The sequence below is a fragment of the Alkalilimnicola ehrlichii MLHE-1 genome, from assembly GCF_000014785.1.
GTDB classification, from domain to species: Bacteria; Pseudomonadota; Gammaproteobacteria; order Nitrococcales; family Halorhodospiraceae; genus Alkalilimnicola; species Alkalilimnicola ehrlichii.
Map to the genome: position 1 here is coordinate 909621 of NC_008340.1, position 22445 is coordinate 932065.

At 68.3% G+C, this 22445-nt stretch carries 20 protein-coding genes; 8 read left to right on the forward strand and 12 right to left on the reverse strand.

The features are described 5' to 3' along the window. Nucleotides 1–41 precede the first annotated feature (41 nt). Both hemL and MLG_RS04175 read left to right on the forward strand, forming a co-directional pair. The gene (gene hemL, locus MLG_RS04170) at nucleotides 42–1331 is read left to right on the forward strand and encodes a glutamate-1-semialdehyde 2,1-aminomutase (protein WP_011628555.1); all 1290 of its coding nucleotides are present in this window, start codon (nucleotides 42–44) and stop codon (nucleotides 1329–1331) included. A gap of 55 nt (nucleotides 1332–1386) precedes the next feature. Then, nucleotides 1387–3381 carry a VTT domain-containing protein gene (locus MLG_RS04175; RefSeq protein WP_011628556.1) on the forward strand — a complete coding sequence of 665 codons (1995 nt, stop codon included), beginning with the start codon at nucleotides 1387–1389 and terminating at the stop codon, nucleotides 3379–3381. A gap of 7 nt (nucleotides 3382–3388) precedes the next feature. On the opposite strand, the gene MLG_RS04180 is transcribed toward MLG_RS04175, so the two are convergent. The 10 genes from MLG_RS04180 to metG all read right to left on the reverse strand — a co-directional run bounded on the left by MLG_RS04180 (nucleotide 3389) and on the right by metG (nucleotide 12724). Then, nucleotides 3389–3835 carry a DUF1841 family protein gene (locus MLG_RS04180; protein WP_011628557.1) on the reverse strand — a complete coding sequence of 149 codons (447 nt, stop codon included), beginning with the start codon at nucleotides 3833–3835 and terminating at the stop codon, nucleotides 3389–3391. Nucleotides 3836–3880: 45 nt separating this feature from the next. Beyond that, nucleotides 3881–4516, reverse strand: coding sequence for an endonuclease III (gene nth, locus MLG_RS04185; protein WP_011628558.1), 636 nt, complete (start codon nucleotides 4514–4516; stop codon nucleotides 3881–3883). A 29-nt stretch (nucleotides 4517–4545) separates the two neighbouring features. Continuing rightward, on the reverse strand, nucleotides 4546–5271 hold the full coding sequence (locus tag MLG_RS04190) for an HAD-IA family hydrolase (protein WP_011628559.1): 726 nt from the start codon (nucleotides 5269–5271) through the stop codon (nucleotides 4546–4548). Further along, nucleotides 5268–5954 (reverse strand): electron transport complex subunit E, encoded by a 687-nt coding sequence (locus MLG_RS04195; RefSeq protein ID WP_011628560.1) that lies wholly within the window; start codon nucleotides 5952–5954, stop codon nucleotides 5268–5270. The genes MLG_RS04190 and MLG_RS04195 overlap by 4 nt, the downstream gene beginning before the upstream one ends. A 231-nt stretch (nucleotides 5955–6185) precedes the next feature. Then, on the reverse strand, nucleotides 6186–6848 hold the full coding sequence (gene rsxG / locus MLG_RS04200; protein WP_011628561.1) for an electron transport complex subunit RsxG: 663 nt from the start codon (nucleotides 6846–6848) through the stop codon (nucleotides 6186–6188). Beyond that, nucleotides 6845–7834: an RnfABCDGE type electron transport complex subunit D gene (locus tag MLG_RS04205; protein WP_041717905.1), complete on the reverse strand. Its 990-nt coding sequence runs from the start codon at nucleotides 7832–7834 to the stop codon at nucleotides 6845–6847. The genes rsxG and MLG_RS04205 overlap by 4 nt, the downstream gene beginning before the upstream one ends. 2 nt (nucleotides 7835–7836) lie before the next feature. Then, nucleotides 7837–9384 (reverse strand): electron transport complex subunit RsxC, encoded by a 1548-nt coding sequence (rsxC, locus tag MLG_RS04210; RefSeq protein WP_011628563.1) that lies wholly within the window; start codon nucleotides 9382–9384, stop codon nucleotides 7837–7839. Beyond that, nucleotides 9381–9941 carry an electron transport complex subunit RsxB gene (rsxB, locus tag MLG_RS04215; RefSeq protein ID WP_011628564.1) on the reverse strand — a complete coding sequence of 187 codons (561 nt, stop codon included), beginning with the start codon at nucleotides 9939–9941 and terminating at the stop codon, nucleotides 9381–9383. The genes rsxC and rsxB overlap by 4 nt, the downstream gene beginning before the upstream one ends. Nucleotides 9942–9983: 42 nt before the next feature. Then, nucleotides 9984–10565: an electron transport complex subunit RsxA gene (gene rsxA / locus MLG_RS04220; protein WP_011628565.1), complete on the reverse strand. Its 582-nt coding sequence runs from the start codon at nucleotides 10563–10565 to the stop codon at nucleotides 9984–9986. A gap of 131 nt (nucleotides 10566–10696) precedes the next feature. Further along, a complete protein-coding gene (gene metG / locus MLG_RS04225; protein ID WP_011628566.1) occupies nucleotides 10697–12724 on the reverse strand; it encodes a methionine--tRNA ligase in 2028 nt (675 codons plus the stop codon). Nucleotides 12725–12858: 134 nt separating this feature from the next. Between metG and crcB the strand changes: the two genes are divergently transcribed. Together crcB and MLG_RS04235 are read left to right on the forward strand one after the other, a co-directional pair. Further along, entirely contained in the window at nucleotides 12859–13233 is a 375-nt protein-coding gene (gene crcB / locus MLG_RS04230; RefSeq protein ID WP_011628567.1) for a fluoride efflux transporter CrcB, read from the forward strand. Then, nucleotides 13230–13595 (forward strand): fluoride efflux transporter FluC, encoded by a 366-nt coding sequence (locus tag MLG_RS04235; protein ID WP_011628568.1) that lies wholly within the window; start codon nucleotides 13230–13232, stop codon nucleotides 13593–13595. The genes crcB and MLG_RS04235 overlap by 4 nt, the downstream gene beginning before the upstream one ends. 1030 nt (nucleotides 13596–14625) lie before the next feature. Here the strand turns inward: MLG_RS04235 and MLG_RS04240 are convergent. Together MLG_RS04240 and MLG_RS04245 are read right to left on the reverse strand one after the other, a co-directional pair. After that, nucleotides 14626–16644 (reverse strand): M48 family metallopeptidase, encoded by a 2019-nt coding sequence (locus MLG_RS04240; RefSeq protein WP_011628569.1) that lies wholly within the window; start codon nucleotides 16642–16644, stop codon nucleotides 14626–14628. Nucleotides 16645–16807: 163 nt separating this feature from the next. Next, nucleotides 16808–17680 carry an undecaprenyl-diphosphate phosphatase gene (locus MLG_RS04245; protein WP_011628570.1) on the reverse strand — a complete coding sequence of 291 codons (873 nt, stop codon included), beginning with the start codon at nucleotides 17678–17680 and terminating at the stop codon, nucleotides 16808–16810. 607 nt (nucleotides 17681–18287) lie between these two features. Here MLG_RS04245 and MLG_RS15825 point away from each other — a divergent pair. The 4 genes from MLG_RS15825 (at nucleotide 18288) to mgtE (ending at nucleotide 22443) form a co-directional block, all read left to right on the forward strand. After that, the gene (locus MLG_RS15825; protein ID WP_269490051.1) at nucleotides 18288–18422 is read left to right on the forward strand and encodes a hypothetical protein; all 135 of its coding nucleotides are present in this window, start codon (nucleotides 18288–18290) and stop codon (nucleotides 18420–18422) included. 50 nt (nucleotides 18423–18472) lie between these two features. Beyond that, the gene (locus MLG_RS14715; protein WP_011628571.1) at nucleotides 18473–19552 is read left to right on the forward strand and encodes a porin; all 1080 of its coding nucleotides are present in this window, start codon (nucleotides 18473–18475) and stop codon (nucleotides 19550–19552) included. Between the two features lie 621 nt (nucleotides 19553–20173). Continuing rightward, nucleotides 20174–21019, forward strand: coding sequence for a magnesium transporter MgtE N-terminal domain-containing protein (locus MLG_RS04255; protein ID WP_011628572.1), 846 nt, complete (start codon nucleotides 20174–20176; stop codon nucleotides 21017–21019). Between the two features lie 59 nt (nucleotides 21020–21078). Then, entirely contained in the window at nucleotides 21079–22443 is a 1365-nt protein-coding gene (gene mgtE / locus MLG_RS04260) for a magnesium transporter (RefSeq protein WP_011628573.1), read from the forward strand. The last annotated feature ends 2 nt before the right edge of the window (nucleotides 22444–22445 follow it).

Consider the following 22445-nt stretch of genomic DNA (forward strand, 5'->3'; position numbering starts at 1 on the left):
AAACCGCGCATTCACTCACGGAAACACCTGAGGAGACCCCCATGCAGCGCTCCCACGAGCTCTTCGAACGCGCCCGCCAGCACATCGTCGGTGGGGTCAACTCGCCGGTGCGCGCCTTCACCGGCGTCGGCGGCGAGCCGCCCTTCATCGCCCGGGCGGAAGGCCCCTACCTCTACGACGAGGACGGCAACCGCTACGTGGACTACGTCTGCTCCTGGGGCCCGATGGTGGCCGGTCACGCCCATCCCAAGGTGGTCCGCGCCGTGCAGGCCGCGGCCGCGGACGGCCTGTCCTTCGGCGCCCCCACTGAGGTGGAGATCCGCATGGCCGAGAAGCTGAAGGCCATGCTGCCGAGCCTGGAGCGGGTGCGCATGGTCAACTCCGGTACCGAAGCCACCATGAGCGCGCTGCGCCTGGCGCGCGGCCACACCGGTCGGGAGAAGATCATCAAGTTCCGGGGCTGCTACCACGGCCACGTGGATGCCCTGCTGGTGCAGGCCGGCTCCGGGGCACTCACCCTGGGTATACCCGGCTCCCCCGGGGTGCCGGCCGCGGTGGTGGAGCAGACAATCACCCTGCCGTACAACGACGCCGAGGCCGTGCGCGAGTGCTTCCAGCGGATGGGGGACGAGATCGCCGCGGTCATTGTCGAGCCGGTGGCCGGTAACATGAACTGCGTGCCCCCGGTGCCCGGCTTCCTGGAGGCCCTGCGCGAGTGCTGCGACGACCACGGCAGCGTGCTGATCTTCGACGAGGTGATGACCGGCTTCCGGGTTGGCGTACAGTGCGCCCAGGGCCGCTACGGCATCACCCCGGACCTCACCTGCCTGGGCAAGGTCATCGGCGGTGGCATGCCGGTGGGGGCCTTCGGCGGCAAGGCGCAGATCATGGCCGACCTGGCTCCGGAAGGCCCGGTCTACCAGGCCGGCACCCTGTCCGGTAATCCGGTGGCGATGGCCGCAGGGCTGGCGACCCTCGCCCTGGTCGACGACCCGGCAACCCACCGCGCCCTCGAGGAGGCCACCGCCACCCTGGTGGATGGGTTGCGTGAGCGGGCCGAGGCCGCCGGCGTGAGCGTCTCGCTGAACCAGGCCGGGAGCATGTTCGGGCTGTTCTTCACCGATCAGAATCCGGTCACCACCTTCGAGCAGGTGCAGGCCTGTGACTTGGAGGCCTTCAAGGTCTTCTTCCACGCCATGTTGGAGGAGGGGGTCTATATGGCGCCGTCCGCCTTCGAGGCCGGCTTCCTCTCCACCGCCCACGACACCCCCGCCATCGAGTACACCCTGGCCGCCGCCGAACGGGCCTTCGCCCGCGTGGCGCGCCGCTAGAGCGGACCCCGGGAACGGGCGTAGGGCCCCTTCCCGGCCGGTCTGAACCGGGTCCATGGCGGAGTGGCTCAACGCGGCGCTGGAATGGGTGGGGGCCAATCCGGGATGGGCCCTGGCCCTGCTCTTCCTGGCCGCGTTCTTTGAGGGGCTGATCGGCGCGGGCCTGCTGGTGCCCGGTGCCGCCCTACTGTTCGGTGCCGGGGTGCTCATCGGTGGTGGCCAGTTGCCCTTCTGGCCCAGCCTGGTGCTCGCTTATCTCGGCGCGGTGCTCGGCGACTCGGTCAGCTTCTGGCTCGGGCGCCGCTACGGCCCCTGGCTGCGCGGGAGTTGGCCGCTGCGGCGATACCCCGGCGTGCTCGACAAGAGCATCGCGTTCTTTCAGTCCCACGGCGCGAAGAGCGTCATCCTGGGCCGATTCATAGGCCCCAGTCGCGGGGTCATTCCGGCCGTGGCCGGCATGATGCGCATGCCTGCCGGCCGCTTCATGCTGGCCAACCTGGCCTCGGGGCTGGTCTGGGCACCCGCCTACCTCTTCCCGGGCATGGTGCTGGGGGCGTCCATGGCGGTGGCCCTGTCGGTCACCACCCGGCTCATCACCCTGGTGGTGCTGGTCCTGGGGACGTCCTGGGTGGTCTGGTGGGTCGGTCGTCGCTGGGTGCGCCCCCGCCTGCGGGCCTGGGGCACGCGCATGGCTTGGTCGGCCCGCCGCTGGGGGCGGATGCACCCCCTGCTCGGTCAGGCCCTGTGGCCCTCCCGGCAGGCCTTCCTGGCGCTGGGGCATCACCTGGGCCGGTTGTGGTGGATTGCCCTGGCCCTGCTGGGTGCACTCAGCGTCCGGCTCTGGTTGCTGGGTGGGCCCACGCTGCCGGATGAGGCCACCCTGGGCTACTTCCAGTATCTGGTCCCCGCCTGGATGCACCGCGCGCTCTGGGGGCCCGCCGTGCTGATCGATCCCCAAGCCTGGCTACCGCCACTGTTGTTGGGGCTGATGTGGTTGCTGTGGTCCCGGCGTTTCCGCGTTGCCCTGGCGCTGGCCGGGGCGGTGACCTCCGCCTGGCTGATGGGCTGGGGGCTGGGCTGGTGGCTCGGCGCGGTGGACCCCGAGCCACTCTATCAGGCCGCGCCCCCCCACCACTTCCCGGATCCTGACATGGCGGCGCTGGCGGCCCTGCTGATTGCGACGGTGCTTCTCGCCACCGCCACCTACGGCTTTCTGCGCCGGCAGTTGCTGCTGCTGGGCGCGGTGGTGCTGCTCGGGGTGGCCGCGGCGGCGGTGCTGGTTGGGCGGATCTGGGTGGTGGATGCCCTGGGGGGGCTGTTGCTGGGGGCGGTCGCCGCCGGGATGGTGGTGCTGGCGCGGTTGAACACCACCCGGCGGCGACCGGAGCGGGTGCTGCCCCTGCTCAGCGTCGGGGTGCTCTGTCTGGCTGGTGCGGTGCACGCCGTACAGGACGTGGATACCCTGCGCGAGCGGATTGCCCTGTCCTCGGGGTGGCCCACGGTGACCCTGTCGGAATGGCTGGCCGGTGACCCGCCCGCCGGTCAGGGGCGCGAGCAGCGCTGGCTGGACGGGGGGCGCCGGCCGGTGGATTTCCAGTGGCTGGCCACCGGCGAGCGGCTGCGCGAGAAGCTGGGCCAGGCCGGCTGGGTGGCACCGGACAGTGGCCTGACCGGCGCGCTACGCTGGCTGCAGCCGGAACCCGGTCTGGAGGCCCTGCCGCCGCTGCCGCGCTGGCACCGGGGCCGGCTGCCCGCCGTGGTCAGGGTGCAGCCCCTGTCCGAAGACGAACGTTGGGTCCTGCGGCTTTGGCCGGCCACCTTCCACCTGGTGGACAGCCCGCGCCGGCTCTGGCTGGGCAGTCTGGAACGGGAGCGGCTCTACCCCGGCTGGCCGATGGTCTGGACCGAGGGGGTGGCCGTGGACGTGGCCCATAAGCAGGCCCTGGCTGAGTTCCTTGCCGGCGATGAGGCGCTGCTCCAGGTGGAGCCCGGCCTCCCCACCCGCATCCTATCGCTGCCGTGGCAGGAAGGGCCACAGGAGGGGGAGTGAAGGCGGCTCAGCGTGGCCGGGCAACCCGCTGCTCCAGGGCCTCCAGCGCCCGCAGGTAGGCGGCTTCGTCCGGCTGGCGGCCGTCCCGCTGGGCCTGCCACAGGCCCTCGGCCAGCGGCTCCATCATCAGATGCTCGGCCTCCAGGGGGTCGCCCAAGGCGCGGCTGACGTTCTGGTGGATGCGGCGGATACCGGCCGGCCGGTCGGTGGCCACCTGTTCGCGCAGGGCGATGTGCAGGCCCATGTGCAGGAAGGGGTTGGTCTCCCCGTCCTCTGGCAGGTAATCGCGCTGCAGCGCCTTGTCCTCGTTGCGCAGCAGCGGGTGGTACTCCGGGTGTTGGGCGACCACCTCACCCACCATCGCCTCCAAGGGCTCCAGCACGCCGCCGGCCTGATACTTGCGCCAGGCCTCCAGGTAGAAGCGGCGCATCTGTTCACGATCAGAGAAAAACATCGGACCTCCGCTGGGTACGCCCGGGGCAGGCCGCCGGGCCCGGGCTCAGGGTTCGACCTTGTCGGGGAATTCGCACAGATCCTCGATGACACAGGCGCCGCACCGGGGCTTGCGGGCCACGCAGGTATACCGCCCGTGGAGGATCAGCCAGTGGTGGGCGTCGCGCTTGAATTCGTCGGGGACCACCCGGATCAGTTTGTCCTCCACCTGTCGGACGGTGTTCCCCGGGGCCAGGCCGGTGCGGTTGCTGACCCGGAAGATGTGGGTGTCCACGGCGATGGTGGGCTCGCCGAAGGCGGTGTTGAGGATCACGTTGGCGGTCTTCCGGCCCACGCCGGGCAGGGCCTCCAGGGCCTTGCGGTCACGCGGCACCTCGCCGCCGTGCCGTTCCAGCAGGATGCGGCAGGTCTTGATGATATTGGCGGCCTTGCTGTTGTACAGCCCGATATGGCGGATGTAGTCCTTCAGTCCCTCCTCACCCAGTTCCAGGATGGCCTCCGGCGTGTTGGCCACCGGGAACAGCCGGGCGGTGGCCTTGTTGACACTGACGTCGGTGGCCTGGGCGGAGAGGGCGACAGCCACCAGCAGCTCGAAGGGGGTGCCGTACTCCAGTTCGGTGGTGGGTTCGGGCATGTGGGCCCGCAGGCGGCTGAACAGCGCGTTGATCTTGGCCTTGGTCATGGTGAAACGGGGGTACCTGAGTCATTCGATCAGGCTATTGTAACCCGGTTGCCCCGGCCGTCGTCGTCCAGGTGGTCCACCACCGCGAGCGCACCGCTGAAGTCGTCGTCGCGGGTCCAGGCGTTGCGGGTGATCAGCGTGGGCAGGCCGGCCCCGAGTGCCGCCCTCAGCCCGTTCACCGAGTCCTCCAGTGCCAGGCACTCGCTGGCAGGCAGCGCCAGCCGCTGCAGCGCGACCTGGTAGGCGTCGGGGGCGGGCTTCTTGCGGGGCACGTCGTCGCCGGCGACCACCACCTCGAAGTGAGGGCGAAGGTCGACGCCCAGCACGTGGCGGAAGAGCGCCTCCACGTTCTCGTGGGCGCTGGTGGTCACCACCGCCAGCTTTATATCCGCCTCAATGGCCTCGCGAATCAGCCGGAGGACCCCGGGGCGCGGCGGGATGAGTCCCTGTTCCAGGCGGCAGGCATAGTGGCGGTTCTTGGCCTGATGCAGGCGTCGGGCCAAGTCGGCGACGGGTTCTGAGGGGCGAAAGGCATCGCTGCGCCGCTGCAGCTCATACTGCAAGCGTTCGCGCCCCCCGGGCACCTCCCGGAGCAGTTCGCGATAGCGTTCAGCGCCCCAGCGCCAGGGCAGGTCGTACTCGGCAAAGGCGGCGTTGAACGCAGGCAGGTGCCCCTCACCCTCGGTATCCGCCAGGGTGCCGTCCACATCGAAGAGCAGCGCCCTCAGGGGACGGATGTGCTCGCTCAGTCTCATGCTCCGCTCCTGCGCTGCTCCAGCCAGTTCTTGCCCGCCAGGATCAGGCCCAGCCCGATAAAGGCCCCCGGTGGGAGCAGGGCGATGAGATAGCCGGGATAATCCGGGATCAGGGTGATCTCCAGGCCCCGGCCGGCCTCGCCCAGCAGCAGGTGGGCGTTGCTCAGCAGCGTGCCCTGACCCAGCGCCTCGCGCATCGCGCCCAGTAACAGCAGCACCGCGCCGAAACCCACCCCCATCATCAGCCCGTCCAGCGCCGCGCGCCCCGGCGGATTGCGCGCGGCGAAGGCCTCGGCCCGGCCGAGAATGGCGCAGTTGGTGACAATGAGGGGGATGAAGATCCCCAGCACCAGGTAGAGCTGGTGGAACCAGGCCTCCATGATCAGCTCCACGGCGGTCACAAACGAGGCGATCACCAGGACGAAAACCGGGATACGCACCTCCGTGCGCACCTGGTTACGGATCAGCGACACCGTCAGGTTGGAGGCCACCAGCACCAGCAGTGTGGCCAGGGCCAGCCCGGCCGCGTTCACCACGGTACCGGTGACCGCCAGCAGCGGGCAGAGCCCCAGCAACTGCACCAGCGCCGGGTTGTTCTCCCACAGCCCCTTGCGGGCGATCTCCTGAAACGCCGAGGGCGCGCGCCCGGGCGTTTCTGTTGTCGGTAAGGTGTCAGTCGTCATGGCATTAGTGCCTCATCAGCCGCTGTCCTGGGTTGCCCTTCTGGTATTTCGAGGTCGCGTCTTCCGGGGGCTCACGAGTGGCTATGGCGGCGGTCCCGGGGTTGGGGTGACGGATACGCTGTGAATACCTCCCTGTAAGCTCGACGCCGGACTACCGCCGCCAGAAGCACCCCTCTCGCAGCCCCCACAAACGCCGCCCCACAAAGCCCAAATTCCGACCCCCATCCGCTTTCAGTCCCGCGGTGGGTCATCCACCTCCACGGCCTCCTCCGCGGCTTCGAGTTCGGGAAAAACCTCACCCCGATGCGCCTCAAACCACTCCAACCCCCGCCGCACCGCATGCACCACCGCCCGCGGTGTCACCGTCGCCCCGGTGAACTGATCAAAATCCCCGCCGTCGCGACGCACCGTCCAGCGCTCAACCGGTGGATCCCCCAACGACCGGCCTTCGAAATCCCGCACCCAGTCCGACCGGTCCGCCTCGATCAGGTCACCCAGCCCAGGCGTCTCCTGGTGCTGTACCACCCGGACCCCCGTCAGCGTCCCGTCCCGCTTCACCCCCATCAGCAGGCGGATACGGCCGTTGTACCCGTCCGGCGCCACCACCGTCAGGATCGCCGCCACCGGCTCACCCGCCCGCCGCGCCCGGTACACCGTCAGCGCCTCCCCGGGCCGGCCCAGCGCCGCCCCCGGCACCGCCACGGTATCCTCATGCAGCGCATTGTCGTACAGCCGCTCGGGGAGCACCTCCTGCAAACGCCGCAACAGCGTCGCCTCCCGCTCCGCGGCGATGCGCTCCGCGGTCATCTCATGGGTGACCACCACCAGCGTCGTCCCCGCGGCCGCAAACCCGCCGAGAATGCCGGCCGCCAACAGGATGTTGCGCAACGTCATCCCGTGGCCCTCCGTGGCCGGAAACAGTAGTCAATGAACGGTGCGGCGCCGTTCATCAACAACACCGCGAAGGCCACCCCGTCGGGGTAACCGCCGAACTCCCGGATCAGCAGCGCCAGGGCCCCGATACCGGCGCCATAGACCCAGCGGCCGCGGGCGGTCGTCGCTGCCGACACCGGGTCTGTGGCCACGAAAAAGGCGCCCAGCAGCGTCCCCCCGGCCAGCAGATGGAACAGTGGATCCGGCTGCTCCCCGGGCAGCAGCCAGAGCAGGGTGGCCAGCAGCGCCATGGCGCCCAGCATCCCCGCCGGGATGCGAAAGTCGATCAGTCTGCACCGGAGCAGCCAGAGCCCCCCGGCCAGGAACAGCAGCGGTGCCACCATCCAGCCCGGGCCGCTCTCCACGGCCAGGGCGCCGCCGGGCGGCGCGCCGGTGTGAAGCAGATCCAGCGGCGTGGCCCCGGTGAGTGCGTCCAGGGTGGGCGCATCCAGGCCCACGAGGACTCCACGCACCGCCTCCCAGGCCCCCACAGGCCAGTCGCCCGGGGCGGCCGCCGGGAACCAGAAGGTCATCTCCCGGGGAAAGGCGATCAGCGCCATCACGTAGCCGACCATGGCCGGGTTGAAGGGGTTGAAGCCCAGCCCCCCGTAGAGGTGTTTGCCAAAGAGGACGGCAAACAGGGTGGCACTCGCCGTCACCCACCAGGGGGCCAGCGGCGGCACCGCCAGCGCCAGGATCCAGCCGGTGACCAGGACGCTGTGATCGCTCAGCGCCGCTGTGGCCGGGCGGCGGCGCAGCCACTGCACCGCAGCCTCCACTGCAACAGCGGTCACCAGCGCCACGGCCAGGTGGACGAACACGCCCACGCCCTGGAACCAGGCCAGCGCCAGGGTGCCGGGCACCAGGGCGTAAAGCACCTGGCGCATGATCGCGGCCACGCCCGGGCCGCCCACCTGATGGGGGGAGCTGCGACGGGAGAACTCCAGGGCTATTCCTCCTTTTCCGGCGTCTTCTTCTTGTTGCGGGCTCGCGCCAGGGCGGCGTCGATGGTGGCCTTGCGATCGTCCTTGCCCTGCTTCAGGGCGGCCTTTTTGCGGCGGCGCCGTTCCGCCTGTTCGCGCTTTTCGCGCTCCAGACGCTCCTGGCGGAACTCATGGCGCCGGCGAGCCAGCTCCGCCCGGGCCTTCTCCTGTTCCTTCTGGGCGATGGCCCCCTTGGCATGCCGGAAGTACTGCACCAGGGGGATATGGCTGGGGCAGACCCAGGCGCAGGCGCCGCACTCGATGCAGTCGAACACCCCCCAGTCATCGGCGTGTTCATAGTCGCGGGCCCGGGTGTGCCAGTAGATCTGCTGCGGGGCCAGCCTCTCCGGACAGGCCTCGGCGCAGGCCCCGCAGCGGATGCAGGGCATGGGCGGCTCCGCCGGCGGCAGTTCCGAGGGAGTGGCGGCGAGCAGGCAGTTGCTCGCCTTGATCAGGGGCACGTCATCGCTGAGCAGGGCGGTGCCCATCAGGCTGCCGCCCATCACCAGTTGGTAGACCCCGTCGTGGTAACCGCCGCAGTGGTCGATGAGTTCCGCCATCGGGGTGCCGATGCGGGCCTCGACATTGGCCGGTCGCCGGACGCCGTCACCGGTGATCGTGACGATGCGTCGGATCAGGGGCTCACCGTGTCGTATGGCGCGGTGGATGGCGGCGAAGGTGCCGACGTTGGAGGTGATCACGCCCACGTCCTTGGGCAGGCCGTCGCTAGGCACACGACGGCCGGTGAGGTTGTGAATGAGCTGTCGTTCACTGCCTGCCGGGTAGCGCTTGGGGACGTCCACCACCGCCCAGTCCCGGCGGCCGTCGTCGGCCAGGCCACTGGCGGCCAGGGCGTCGCGCAAGGCCCGGGCGGCCTCCGGCTTGTCGCCCTCCACAGCGATCCGTATCCGGACCACGTTGAGCATGTCTGCAGCGGTGGCGACGCCGTCCAGGATTTGCTCCGGGCGCTCCCGCATCAGCCGGTCGTCACAGGTGATGTGGGTGTCGCATTCCACGCCATTGGCGATCAACGTGTCGGGCAGCGTATCCGATGGCGGGTTGAGCTTGATGGCGGTGGGAAAGGCGGCGCCGCCCAGGCCGACGATGCCCGCCTCGCGCACCCGTGCCCGCAGGACCCTCGCCGGCGTCCCGGCCGGGTCGTCGATCACCGCCATTGGGGGGGCGGCGCGGTCGTCGCCATCGCTCTCGATCACGATGCAGGGGGCGGCGAGGCCCGAGGGGTGCGGGACTTGGCGGTCTTCGATGGCCACCACGGTGCCGGAGGTGCTGGCATGGACCGGTGCGCAGACGTAGTTGTCCGCCTGCGCCACCATTTGCCCCCGCAACACCCGCTCGCCCACCGATACCACCGGCTCGGCAGGTTCGCCCACGTGCTGGTGTAGCGGCAGGATCAGGGTGCGGGGCAACGGGCCGGGCTCGATGGGGCGGTCGCGGGTGAACCGTCGGCCATCGAGTGTCAGCCCCCCAGCGAAGCCGTAAAGGCCTCCGCTCACGCCACCTCCCGGCGCGCCGTATCATTTTGGGGCAGGGGCCAATGCCACTCGGCCAAGTCCAGGTCCACCGGTACCATGTGGATGCAGTCCACCGGGCAGGGATCGACACAGAGCCCGCAGCCGGTGCATTCGCCCTTGAGCACGGTGTGCATCTGCTTGGCCGCGCCCAGAATCGCGTCCACCGGACAGGCCTGGATGCAGCGGGTACAGCCGATACACACGGCCTCATCGACCCAGGCCACCTGGGGGGTGTGCGGGGCCTCGCCTCGCTCCTCGTCCAGCGGCAGGGGCTCCACGCCCAGCAGGTCGGCCAGGGTCTGGACGGTGTCCTGGCCACCGGGGGGGCAACGGTTGATCTCGGCCTCACCGGCGGCGATGGCCTCGGCGTAGGGCCGGCAACCACCGAAGCCGCACTGGCCGCATTGGGTCTGTGGTAGCACCGCGTCGACCTGGTCGGCAATGGGGTTGCCCTCCACCCGGAAGCGCACGGCGGCAAAGCCGAGCAGGGCGCCCGCGATCAGGGCCAGGGCCGTGAGTGCCAGTATCGGTGTCAGCATGATCGATTCCCTTGCCGCTCAAGCCAGTCGTTGGGTAATGGGCTAGAGGCGAACCAGCCCGGCAAAACCCATGAACCCCATCGACAAAATGCCCGCCGTAACCAGTGCCACCGAGGCGCCCCGAAAGGGCAGGGGCACGTCCGCCACCTCCAACCGCTCGCGTAAAGCGGCAAACAGCACCAGCACCAGTGAGAAACCAGCGGCAGCGCCGAACCCGTACACTGCCGATTGCAGCAGAGAGTTCTGCTCCTGCAGATTGAGCAGGGCCACGCCCAGCACCGCGCAGTTGGTGGTGATCAGCGGCAGATAGATGCCCAGCACCTGGTGCAGCAACGGACTGGTCTTGCGCACCGCCATCTCCGTGAACTGCACGACCACGGCGATCACCATGATGAAGGTGATCGTGCGCAGGTACTCCACACCCAGTGGCGCCAGCAGGTACTCATAGGCCAGGTAGCTGCACACCGCCGAGAGCGTCAGCACGAAGGTGGTCGCCAGGGCCATCCCCATGGCGGTCTCCAACTGTCGCGAGACGCCCATGAAGGGGCAGAGCCCCAGGAACTTGACCAGGACGAAATTATTGACCAGGACTGTGGAGACCAGAATGAGCGCCAGTTCCGTCACGATTCCGTCCAGGAGTATCAGAACGCCCCGTTGTCGCGGGCAAGATTCCGGATAAATGGCACCTTAACGCCACACTAGGCTTTGATCCAGTGGCGCGTTGCCGCAGGTTGCAACGCGCCATTATCGGCGGATCACTTCACCCGCATGCCGGGTTGGGCGCCCTGGTGGGGCTCCAGCAGGTAGAGGTCGCTGCCGCCCGGGCCGGCGGCCAGGACCATGCCCTCGGAGACGCCGAATTTCATCTTGCGCGGCTTCAGGTTGGCCGCCATGACGGTGAGTCGCCCTTCCAGGTCCTCGGGCCGGTAGGCCTGCTTGATGCCGGCGAAGACCTGACGGGTCTCGCCGCCCAGGTCCAGCTGCAGGCGAAGCAGTTTGTCGGCCCCCTCGACGTGCTCGGCCTGCTCGATGCGGGCGATGCGCAGGTCCACCTTGGCAAAATCGCCGATCTCGATCTGCTCGGCGATGGGGTCGCTGGTCAGCGGTCCGGCCTCGGCGGCCTGGGGCTCACCCTTGGGCTGCAGGGTCTTCTTCGAGTCCTCCAGCATGGCCTGCACCCGGTCCGGATCCACGCGGGTCATCAGCGGCTTGAACTTGCGGATGCCGTGGTCCAGCAGCGGGGTCTTGGCGTCGGCCCAACACTGTTCGGGCAGGTTGAGGAAGGCCTCGGCGTCGGCGGCCAGCCGGGGCAGCACCGGTTTGAGATAGACCACCAGGACCCGGAAGAGGTTGAGCCCCTGGGTGCAGATATCCTGTACCCGGTCGGCCTGGTCCTCCTGCTTGGCCAGCACCCAGGGCTTTTGTTCGTCCACGTACTGGTTGGCCTGGTCGGCCAGGGCCATGATCTCACGCATCGCGCGGGAGAACTCACGCTTCTCGTACAGTTCGGCGATATGCTCGCCGGCCGCGGTGAACTGGCGGTAGAGGGCCGGGTCGTCCAGGGTCTCGCCCAGGCGGCCTTCGAACCGCTTATGGATAAAGCCGGCGCAACGGCTGGCAATGTTCACCAGCTTGCCCACCAGGTCGGCGTTGACCCGCTGGGTGAAGTCGTCCAGCGACAGGTCCAGGTCGTGGACACTGGCGCTCAGCTTGGCCGCGAAGTAGTAACGCAGGTACTCCGGGTTGAGATGGTCCAGCCAGGTCCGGGCCATGATGAAGGTGCCCCGGGATTTGGACATCTTCTGGCCGTTGACGGTCAGGAAGCCGTGGGCACAGATCTCGGTGGGCTTGCGAAAGCCCGCGCCGTGCAGCATAGCCGGCCAGAACAGGGCGTGGAAGTAGATGATGTCCTTGCCGATAAAGTGGTAGAGCTCCGCCGTGGAGTCCGGGCCCCACCAGTCGTCGAAGTCCAGGCCCTTGCGCTCGCACAGGTGCTTGAAGCTGGCCATATAGCCGATGGGCGCATCCAGCCAGACGTAAAAATACTTGTCTTCGGTGTCCGGGATGCGGAAGCCGAAGTAGGGGGCATCGCGGGAGATGTCCCAGCTGCGCAGACCCTCCTTGAACCACTCGGCGAGCTTGTTGGCCACCTCGGCCTGCAGGTGCTCCGGGCTGGCCCATTCCCGCAGCATCGCCTCGAAGTCCTGCAGCCGGAAGAAGTAATGCTCCGACTCACGCTCCACCGGTCGCTCACCGGAGACCACGGAGACCGCGTTCTTGAGCTCGGCAGGGGTATAGGTGGCGCCGCAGGCCTCGCAGGAGTCGCCGTACTGGTCCTCGGCGCCGCAGCGGGGGCATTCGCCCTTGATGTAGCGGTCGGGCAGGAACATCTCCAGCTTGGGGTCGTAGGCCTGCTTGATGACCTTGCGGTCGATATGACCGGCCTGGTTCAGGCGCGAGTAGATCAGCTCGGCAAAGTAGCGGTTCTCGTCCGAGTGGGTGGTGTGGTAATTATCGAACTCGATCAGGAAATCAGCGAAATCGCGTTGGTGCTCCTCGCCGACCTCGGCGATCAGCGCCTCGGGCGTGATGCCCCGCTCGCGGGCCTTTAGCATGATGGGGGTGCCGTGGGCGTCGTCGGCACAGACGTAGTGGCAGTCGTGGCCCCGCAGTCGCTGGAAACGGGCCCAGATATCGGTCTGGATGTACTCTACCAGGTGGCCCAGGTGGATCGGGCCGTTGGCATAGGGTAGGGCGCTGGTGACCAGTATCTTTCGCGTCATGCCGATGTCTTTTGGGTTGCTGAGCGGGTGGCGCCCGGTTTTCGGGCCGTTTTGAGTAAGCCGTACAGTATGCCAGATTGTTCCGGTGCGGGCAGTGGCGGGGGCGACGGCCTGTGGTCAGGTTTTCAGGGGGGATGGAAACGGTGCAGTCATTGGTGCTGGTGGCCCTGGGCGGGGGTGTGGGGGCGGTGGCGCGTTGGTGGTGCAACGCCCGCATCACCGCCCGGGTGGAGGGTGACTTCCCCTGGGGTACCTGGGCGGTGAACGGGGCCGGCTCGCTGTTGATCGGCCTGCTGGCCGGCCTGCTGGCGCCCGGCAGCGAGGCCGCCCTGCTGCTGATGATCGGATTTTGCGGCAGTTTCACCACCGTCTCCTCCTTCGGGCTGCAGACCGCCCAGTTGATCGACGACGGTCGCTGGGGCGCGGTGGTGCTCTACGTGACGGGCTCCCTGTTGACCTGCCTGGCGGCGGTCAGCGCCGGCCTCTGGCTCGCCGGGGTGGGGCAATGAACACCGGGGTATGGGTGGCGCTGGGCGGTGCGCTGGGGGCGGTGCTGCGCTACCTGCTGGACTGGCTGCCCCTCGGCGTCTTCCCCTGGGACACCCTCCTGGTCAACACCCTCGGCTGCCTGGCCATCGGCTGGGTGGCCGGCCGGACCGCCGTGGACGGTCCGCGGCCGCTGCCCGAACAGGCCCGGCAGTTCCTGATGACCGGCGTCTGCGGTGGCTTTACCACCTTCTCCGTGTTCAGCCTGGAGTCAGTGGCGTTGCTGCAAGCGGGTGCCGTCCTTCCGGCGCTCGGCTACATGCTGGCCACGGTGGTGCTCGCGGTGCTGGCGGCGGGGGGCGGCCTGGCCCTGGGCCGACGCTAGTGTAACGCGCGAGCCCCACCCCCGCTGTGCGGGCCCGAATCAACGCAGAACGGGGCACCCCTGTCATCGCCAGGGCCGAAGGCTTTCCCCCGTCATCGCGAGGGCCGCCACCTCCTCCCCGTCATCGCGAGCCCCCCACCCCGCTGCGCGGGCCCGAATCAACGAGGAACGGGGCACCCCCGGTCATCGCGAGGGCCGAAGGCCCGTGGCGATCCAGGGCGGTAGACTGCCGCGTCGGCTTCGCCTCCTCGCAGTGACGGTGGGGGCGACTTTCCGCTTCCGGCACAGTCAAGTTCTTCAAGAGGGCCGTTACCTCCTCCCCGTCATCGCGAGGGCCGGAGGCCCGCGGTGATCCAGAGGGGTAGACTGCCGCGTCGCTTCGCTCCTCGCAGTGACGGTGGGGGCGCCACCGCCGTCATCGCGAGGGCCGAAGGCCCGCGGCGATCCAGAGGGGTAGACTGCCGCGTCGCTTCGCTCCTCGCAGTGACGGTGGGGGCGCCACCGCCGTCATCGCGAGGGCCGAAGGCCCGCGGCGATCCAGGCGGGGTATGGACTGCCGCGTCGCTTCGCTCCTCGCAGTGACGGTGGGGGTGCCACCCCCGTCATCGCGAGGGCCGGAGGCCCGCGGCGATTCAGGCGGGGTATGGACTGCCGCGTCGCTTCGCTCCTCGCAGTGACGGTGGGGGTGCCACCCCGTCATCGCGAGGGCCGAAGGCCCGCGGCGATCCAGGGCGGTAGACTGCCGCGTCGCTTCGCTCCTCGCAGTGACGGTGGGGGTGCCACCCCGTCATCGCGAGGGCCGAAGGCCCGCGGCGATCCAGGGCGGTAGACTGCCGCGTCGCTTCGCTCCTCGCAGTGACGGTGGGGGCGCCACCCCCGTCATCGCGAGGGCCGGAGGCCCGCGGCGATTCAGGCGGGGTATGGACTGCCACGTCGCTTCGCTCCTCGCAGTGACGGTGGGGCTGTGCTCGCAGTGGCGGTGGGGGCTAGCCCTTCCTTAGCGGAAATGGAATGCCCCGACCGGGCGTGGTTACGGCGACACGCCGTCGCCGCCGCTTTCTTCGGTGGTGGGCAGAATCAGCGGTATGGGTACGTGCAAGGCCGCCGCCAGTGCCCGCAGCAACTCCGCCTCGGCCACGTTGACCTGGCCGTTGTGCCCCACGGTGGCCACCATGGCCTCCAGCAGCCGCCGTTTGGGCCCAGCGCCCAGGCGGTCCAGCCGCTCCAAGCCCTCGGTAAGGGTGTTGGGCCAGTCCGCCGGCACCCCGTAGGCCGGCGGCCGGTTTTCCCGGTAGAGCAGGGCCATCCCCGCGGCGTAGGCCTGCCGTGCGGCGTCCTCGTCACCCTCGGCCCCCGCCCAGGCGAGTACCGAGAGCAACTGCTGGATGGCGGCCGCCTTCTCGGCGTTGACCCGGGCGTGCCCCCGGTCGGCCGCGCCGGGGTTGAGGATATCGCGCAGGTGGGCGTCAAACATGCGTGCCAAGGCGAACTCGAAGACCGAAACCCCGCCGTCGGCGCGGATCAGCGCGCCCAGGGTCTCGCGCAGCTCACCCAGGCGCTCCCGCGGCTGGTGGCGCAGGGCGGGGAGGGCCAGTTCCACCAGCGGCAGCCGCTGCCCGGGCGCCAACGACTGGTCGTCCTCCAGCCACTCGCGGACCCGGGCCTCGGCGTCCTCGCCCCAGTCCTCCCGGATCCGCGCCAGCTGCTGGCGGCGCACCTCCGGGTCTTCGCTGATGACGGTGTACAGCACCGCCAGCCCGGCGTCCTCACCGTGGACGGCGTCCCGCAGGGGTTCGGGCAGGGCGTGGAGCAATTGGGCGGCGGCCTGGTGGCGGCGGGTGTCCGGCTGGTCCACGTCGGCCAGGATGGCGCCCAGGATCGCGCCCTGGGGCAGGGCGTCGGTACCGGGCAGGGGTATGGCGCCGGGAATGCGCACGCCTTGCCCCTGGCCCTCGGCGGCGGCGCGTTCGGCCTCGCGCCGGCGCTCCGCCTCGGCCTCTTCCCGTGCCCGGCGGCGCTGCTCCCGCTCGGCGAGGGCTGGCAGGTCGCGCTCCGGGTCGAATTGTGGCTCGATGGCGCGGATGCGATCCTCCAGCGGGGGGTGCGTGGCCAGCAGGCCGCTCATGGAGGCAAACCCCGAGGCGAAGAGCATGTGGCTGACCTCCTCGGTCTCCGGCGACTCCAGCCCGGAGCCGCGGCTGTGCACGGCGATCTTCTTCAGTGCGCCGCCGATGCTGTCCGGGTTACGGGTGTACTGCACCGCCGAGGCGTCGGCCAGGAACTCGCGCTGGCGCGAGACCGCGGCCTTGATCAGCCGGCCGAAGAACACCCCCAGCGCCCCCACCAGGATCAGCGCCAGTCCCAGGGCGGCGATACCCATGGCGGCCTGTTTGCCCTCCCGGCTGCCGCCGCCGACAAAGATGGCGCGGGTCATGAACCGGCCCACCACGGTGAGCACCAACAGCCCGAACACCACCCCCATCAGCCGGATGTTCAGGCGCATATCACCGTTGACGATGTGGGCGAACTCGTGGGCCACCACGCCCTGCAGTTCCTCGCGGTTGAGTTTCTCCAGGGTGCCGCGGGTGACGGCCACCGCCGCATCACTCTGGCTGTAGCCGGCGGCAAAGGCGTTGATGGCGGCCTCCTCCTCCAGTACGTAGACATCCGGCACCGGCGTGCCGGAGGCCAGGGCCACCTCCTCCACCACGTTGAGCAGCTGGCGCCGTTTCGGGTCCCGGGTGTCGGGGGTGACGCGGGTGCCGCCCAGCATCTCCGCCACCTTGCTGCCGCCGCCGGAGAGGCTCGCCACCCGGAAGGCGCTGGCCAGCCCGATGCCGGCCACCACCAGCACCGTGGTGGTGATCAGCAGCTCCAGGTTCTGGCTTAGCCAGTGCTCCGGCGGTGCGCCGGCCGGCGGGGGCTCGCCGAGGAAGAAGAGGGCCAGGGCGTTGACCACCACGGCGATGGCGATCACCCCGAGCACGAAGAAGAGGATCAACCAGAGGGTGGTACGCCGGGCGCGGTCCTGATGCTCGAAAAAGTCCATGGCGGTATTGCTGCATCCCTTTCAGACGGTGGATCCGTCAAAGGTATCTCACTCCAGGCGGTGAGGCGATGGCGGCGACGCATACGGACAGACCGGTGTGGCCCCCGCTGAACGGCCGCGGTCGTTACCCGGGCCCGGGGCATCGTGCGGGCCGACAGTGCCGTCAGCCCAGAGCAGGTGCCAGGTCGATCAGCCCGGTGGCGATGCCCAGGGCCAGGGCCCAGACATAGAAGGAAAAGACCTTCAACCGCGCCCGATACAAGAAATAGATCACCAGCTTCAGGGAGATGATGCCGACGATGGCGGCCACCACGAAGCCCACGGCCAACGCGGAAAACCCGACGGTGTTGGGCAGCCCCAGGCGGTAGACCTCGATGGCCTGGAGCAGGGTGGCCGCGCATATGGTCGGGATGGCGAGGAAAAAGCTGTACTCGGCGGCCCAGCGCCGCTTCAGGCCAGTAAAGAGGGCGAAGACGATGGTCATGGCGCTGCGGGAGAGCCCCGGCATCAGCGCAAAGCCCTGGGCCAGGCCGATGACACCCGCCACCTTCAGGTTAATGCCCTTGAGGCCGCGCCGACGCGGGGCCAGACGGTCGGTCCACCAGAGCAGGATGCCGGTCAGGGTCAGGGTGCCGGCGATCATCAGCGGCGAGGCAAAGACGTGCTCGAAGGTGGCCTTCAGCGTCAACCCCAGCACCCCGGTGCACAACACCGAGAACATCCCCAGCCAGAACAGCCGCCAGTAGAGCGGCAGGCCCCCGCGACCGCCTCGCCCGGCCCACTCCCAGGCGCCGCCCAGTGCGTTCAGGCTGAAGCGCCACAGGCTGGGCCAAAAGACCACCGCGATGGAGACCAGCGTACCCACGTGCACCACCAAGGCGAAGAGGATCATCTCCGCGCTCTCCGGGGGCGGCAGCGTCTCCCCGCGGGCGATCAGCCAGTGCTCGGTGAGCACCATGTGGGCGGTGGAGCTGACGGGCAGGAACATGAAGATGCCCTGAATGACACCAAGCAGGGCGGCGATCCATAAGGCCATGGGCTGGCGGTCCTTGTGCTGTGGAGCGAAGCGGTTCTTCTACCGCTGGCCGCCCTTAGGGTCAAGGTGTACCGGTTGGCCATTCGCCGGCCGCCCATCGACGGCGCCGGGGTAGCGCCCCATAAACGCCATTGTGGCTCTATATTTCCGGGGATTGGCGTGATAGTCAGGCGCTCTTCAATAGCATTGTTCCAGCACCCCGTGATTCGTGTTGCAAACGGTATGACAGGTCGGTAGCATTGCGCCCTGCATAACGAAGGCAACAGGGGGAGGACTCCCACCGAAGATGGAACCTCCGAGTAGCAAAATCCAGCGAACTGGGGTGATCCGCGTGAGCGGACCGCGCCCGGCCCTGCCTGCCTGAACCGCATTTATCGGCTGCATCCCCTGTAGTCGCTTTGATCAGGCCGGCCCCGGCCTGGTGCTCCCCAAAAGCTGATAGTCCGCATTCGACAGCCCGGGTGATCCTGTGCCCGGGGTGTTGTGCGCAACTGTTGTGGCCAACGATTGTCGCCGCAATAGGGCTCGTTGTCGTGTTCGCGTGCCTCTATTGCTTCGGTGATGATCGGGTCAATAGGGAGCTATTGTCATGAGAAATGATTGTGTAATGAAAGTGGCCATTGCCGATATCCAGGGTGCTGAAACGGAAGCGCAGACGGTGGCCACGGTGATGCATCAGGACTTCAGTGGTCTGGCGGTCTACTTCCTGACCGCGGCCTGGTTGCTCGGTGTCTCGGCCTGATCGGCCGCGATGGCGGAAAGTCCCCGATAAAAAACAAAGGAGTTGGCGCCATGCATTTTCGCAATTTTTCCATTGCAGTGGCGGCCGGTGCGTTGGCGCTGCCCCTGGTGGCCCAGGCGGATGGGTTGACCCTCTACGGGGAAGTCCACCTCTCTGCCGACATTGCCCATGATGGCGACCGTCGCAGCGAATTCCTGGCCAGTCGCGGGTCCCTGCTGGGCATAACGGGCTCAGAATACTTGGGCGCGGGCCTTACCGGCCTTTTCCAGTACGAGACCGAGGTCCACCTGACCGCCGGCGGAGACGGCCTGTTCGGGGCCGGCGAGAACGCATTTGTTGGGCTGGACGGTGCGTTCGGTACCGTTCTGGCCGGGCACATGGAGGATCCGCTGTTCGTCGCGATCGACGACCTGCAGATGTTCGTCGACCGCGTGGGCGATGCCCACCTGTTTGGGGCCACGCCGGGCAACAACGAGTTTCAGGAGAACGTCCTGGTCTACCTGAGCCCCGAGCTCAACGGCTTTTCGCTGACCGCAATGTACGGGCCGCGCCAGGGCACTGCCCGTGGCGATCTGTGGGTCGCCCATGGCCAGTTCGACGGGGAGCTTGGCGATGGCAACCTCTATGCCGGCCTGTCTTATCTGCAGGCCAATCAGGGGCGCGTGGATGAGCTCTTTGACCTAAGCCCGGGCGATGAGGGGTTCGGCGAATGGAAGCACAAGCTCTACCAGCTGGCCTTGGGTTATGAACGGCCGGACGTCTGGCGCGGCTTCGCCTTCTATCAGTGTTACCAAAGCACCGATGTCGCCCCGTTGGAGGACGACCGCGTGTTCGGAGTCGGCGTGGGGGTGCTGGCCCGTCCCGATGTGGAGCTCCTGGCCCAGGTGACCCGCTACGACGCCGATGCGTCCCGCAGCGACAGCACGCTCTATGCCGTGGGGGCCGATTACTTCATCACCGATCGCACCACGCTTTACGCGGCTTACGCCATGAGCCGTAACCAGCGTAATGCCGACAGGCTGCCCACCGAGCCCGATTACTACGGCGCAGATGACGAGAGTCGGGGCGTGAACGTGGCCCAGGGCGATAATGCCTGGGCGGTGTCCCTCGGCGTTAAGCATGCCTTTTGAGCCTGCCGCCCTGTTGGGCCGCCGGGCTGCGGCCCAGGCCAGACGCCTGGCCCGCAGCCCGGGTAACCACTGGGTTTTCATTTGACGGGTTATCGGTCCACAGGTTATTTTAACGGCGATTATAGGCCACAAGAGGTGGTGCGGCGGGAAGGCCGCGCAGCCGTTGATGAATCCATCGATCCCTAGATCGACTGACAATCCAAGCCCTGGCAACGCCGCAGGCGGTGCTGAGGCGAGTCTGAACTACCACGCCTGATTCCCACCGGGTCCAACGGCCCAGAATCCCGCGCGGTAATTCAGACCGCAGCGGGTCATTCACGCTCTGCCTGACCGGCCGGGCGGAAACCCTCTCAGCACAAGCGCCTTGTACTGGCTGGCGATGCCCTCTCCGCATCCCCGGGGCTTCTTTGCTGGGAGGTGACCATGCTCACCGACGATGACGTACCGCTACCGAGTACCAGCGCCGACGGCCAATGGCCGTCGGCCCGCCGTGGTGTCCGGTTGCCGGGCGCCGGTGGCAGGTTGCGTGTTCCCGGCCTGACCGGGGGTCATCCCACCTGATCCGCTGGCTTCGGCAACCGGGCAAATGCTTGCCATTGCCCTGATTCTGGAGCCGGAGCCATGATTGAAGCGATCATCCATAACCTCCATCTCGGCCGCACCCGTCGGGCGGCCGATCTCTGCCTGCGTCTCGATGTCGCCGCCCAGGTGCGGTTGTTCTCCGCCCTGGACGGCAGCGACATTCCCGTGCTGTTCAACCGGGTGCCCTACCGCCGTGCCCTGGCCATCTTCCGCGGCATGAGCGTGGGCGCTCGCCAGCGCCTGCTCAGTGCGCTCGATCCCGCGGCGGCGGCACGTCTGCTCACCCCGGCGCCCCTGCCCGAGTTGGTGTTGGCGCTGGATGAGACCCCGGTGGAGCGGCTGCAGGCGATCCTGCGGGCGCTGCCCGCTGATCGGCGGAAGGCGCTGCTGGGTGCCCTGCAGCAACCCTCGGGCGCGGTCGGCCGGTACATGCGGCCGCAGGCGCTGGCGGTCACCAGCGGCACTCCGGTGGCGGGGGCCCGCGCGAAGCTGTCCCGTCACGAGGCCTATGTCCTGTTTGTGCAGGACGCGCGTGGCCGCTATCTGGGTTTTGTGACCCGCAGCAGTCTCGCCGGGCGGGATGGCCGCGAGACGGTCGAGCGCGAACTCCTCGGCACGGGGATGACCCTAAGCCCGGACCAGCCCCTGCGCGGCGTGCGTGGGCTGATGGCCCGTGCCGGTGTTGGCGTGCTGCCGGTGCTGGACGAGTGGGGCGGCCTGGCCGGGGCGCTTCACGGCCGTGACCTGCCCCCGGTGACCGTCAACGAGGTCCGCGCCCGGCGCCATGGCGGTGGGTTGCGGCGCATGCTCAGCCTGGGTGCGGTGACCGGTGGCCTGATCGGCCTGCCGCTCATCGCCGCGCTGACACTCGGCGCCCTGGTGTAACCAGAGATTAACCCGGCCCGTGCATCCTCACGGGCCCTGGCCTTGTCAAGGAGGCACCCATGCAAGAAGAAGAAAACCCGCTTGTCCCCCGGATCCAGGCAGCGCTGGCGGAGCGGCGCTGGAGTGACGTGCGGGAGGCCGTGGCCGACGAGGCGGCCCAGGACATCGCCGACATCATGCTGGAGCTTGAAAAGGCAGAGCGTATCTTCCTTTTCAAGCTCCTGCCCCGACACCAGGCCAATGAGGTCTTCGCCTACCTCTCACCGGACAACCAGGACGCGCTCCTGGAGGACATGACCGACGAGGAGACCCGCGAGGTCCTGGCCAGCCTGACGCCGGACGATCGGACCGCGCTGCTGCAGGAACTGCCGGCGACAGCCACCCAGCGGTTGCTGGAGATGCTGCCCCCCGGGGACCGGCGCCGGGCCCAGCGGCTGTTGGGGTATCCGGATGAGTCGGTGGGCCGCCTGATGACCCCGGAGTACATCTCGGTGCGCCCCAACTGGACCATTGAACAGGCGCTGGCCCACATCCGTGCCCAGAAGGAGCGGGGCGAGACGGTGAACGTCATCCACGTCACTGATAACGAAGGCAAGCTGTTGGATGCGCTGTCTATTCGCCGCTTCATCCTGGCTGAGCCGGACAGCACGGTCGAGAGCATCATGGACTACCGCTATATCTGTGTCTCGGCCTTCGACGACCGAGAGAAGGCGGTGGAGACCGTGCAGCACTATGACCTCTCGGCCCTGCCGGTGGTGGACTCTGAGGGCGTGCTGCTGGGTATCGTTACCCTGGATGACGTGATGGACGTGGCCGAGGCCGAGGCCACCGAGGACTTCCACAAGCTGGGTAGTGTGGGCGTGCTCAACCTGGGGCTCAAGGACGCCAGCCTGTGGGCCCTGTACCAACGCCGCGTGGGCTGGCTGGTGCTGCTGGTCTTTATCAACATGTTCGGCGGCGAGATCATCGGGGCTTATGAGGATACCCTGGCCGCCGTGATCGTACTGGTCACCTTCCTGCCGCTGGTGGTGGATACGGCGGGTAACGCCGGCACCCAGTCCGCCACCCTGATGGTGCGTGGTCTAGCGACCGGTGACGTCAAATCGAAGGATTGGCTGAAGCTGTGGAGCAAGGAGGCCATGGTGTCCGTGGCCCTGGGTGTCACCCTGGCCGTGGCAGTCGCCTTCCTGGGCATGTATCGCGGAGGTATGGAGATCGCTTACGTGGTGGCGCTGTCCATGGTCGCCGTGGTGTTCATGGGGAGCATGATCGGCATGCTGCTGCCTTTCATCCTGGCCCGGTTCAAACTGGACCCGGCCACGGCCAGTGCGCCGCTGATCACCTCCATCGCCGACATCTTCGGCATCCTGATCTACTTCGCCATCGCCACGGCTATGTTGGATGTGACTGGAGTGACGGGATAGCG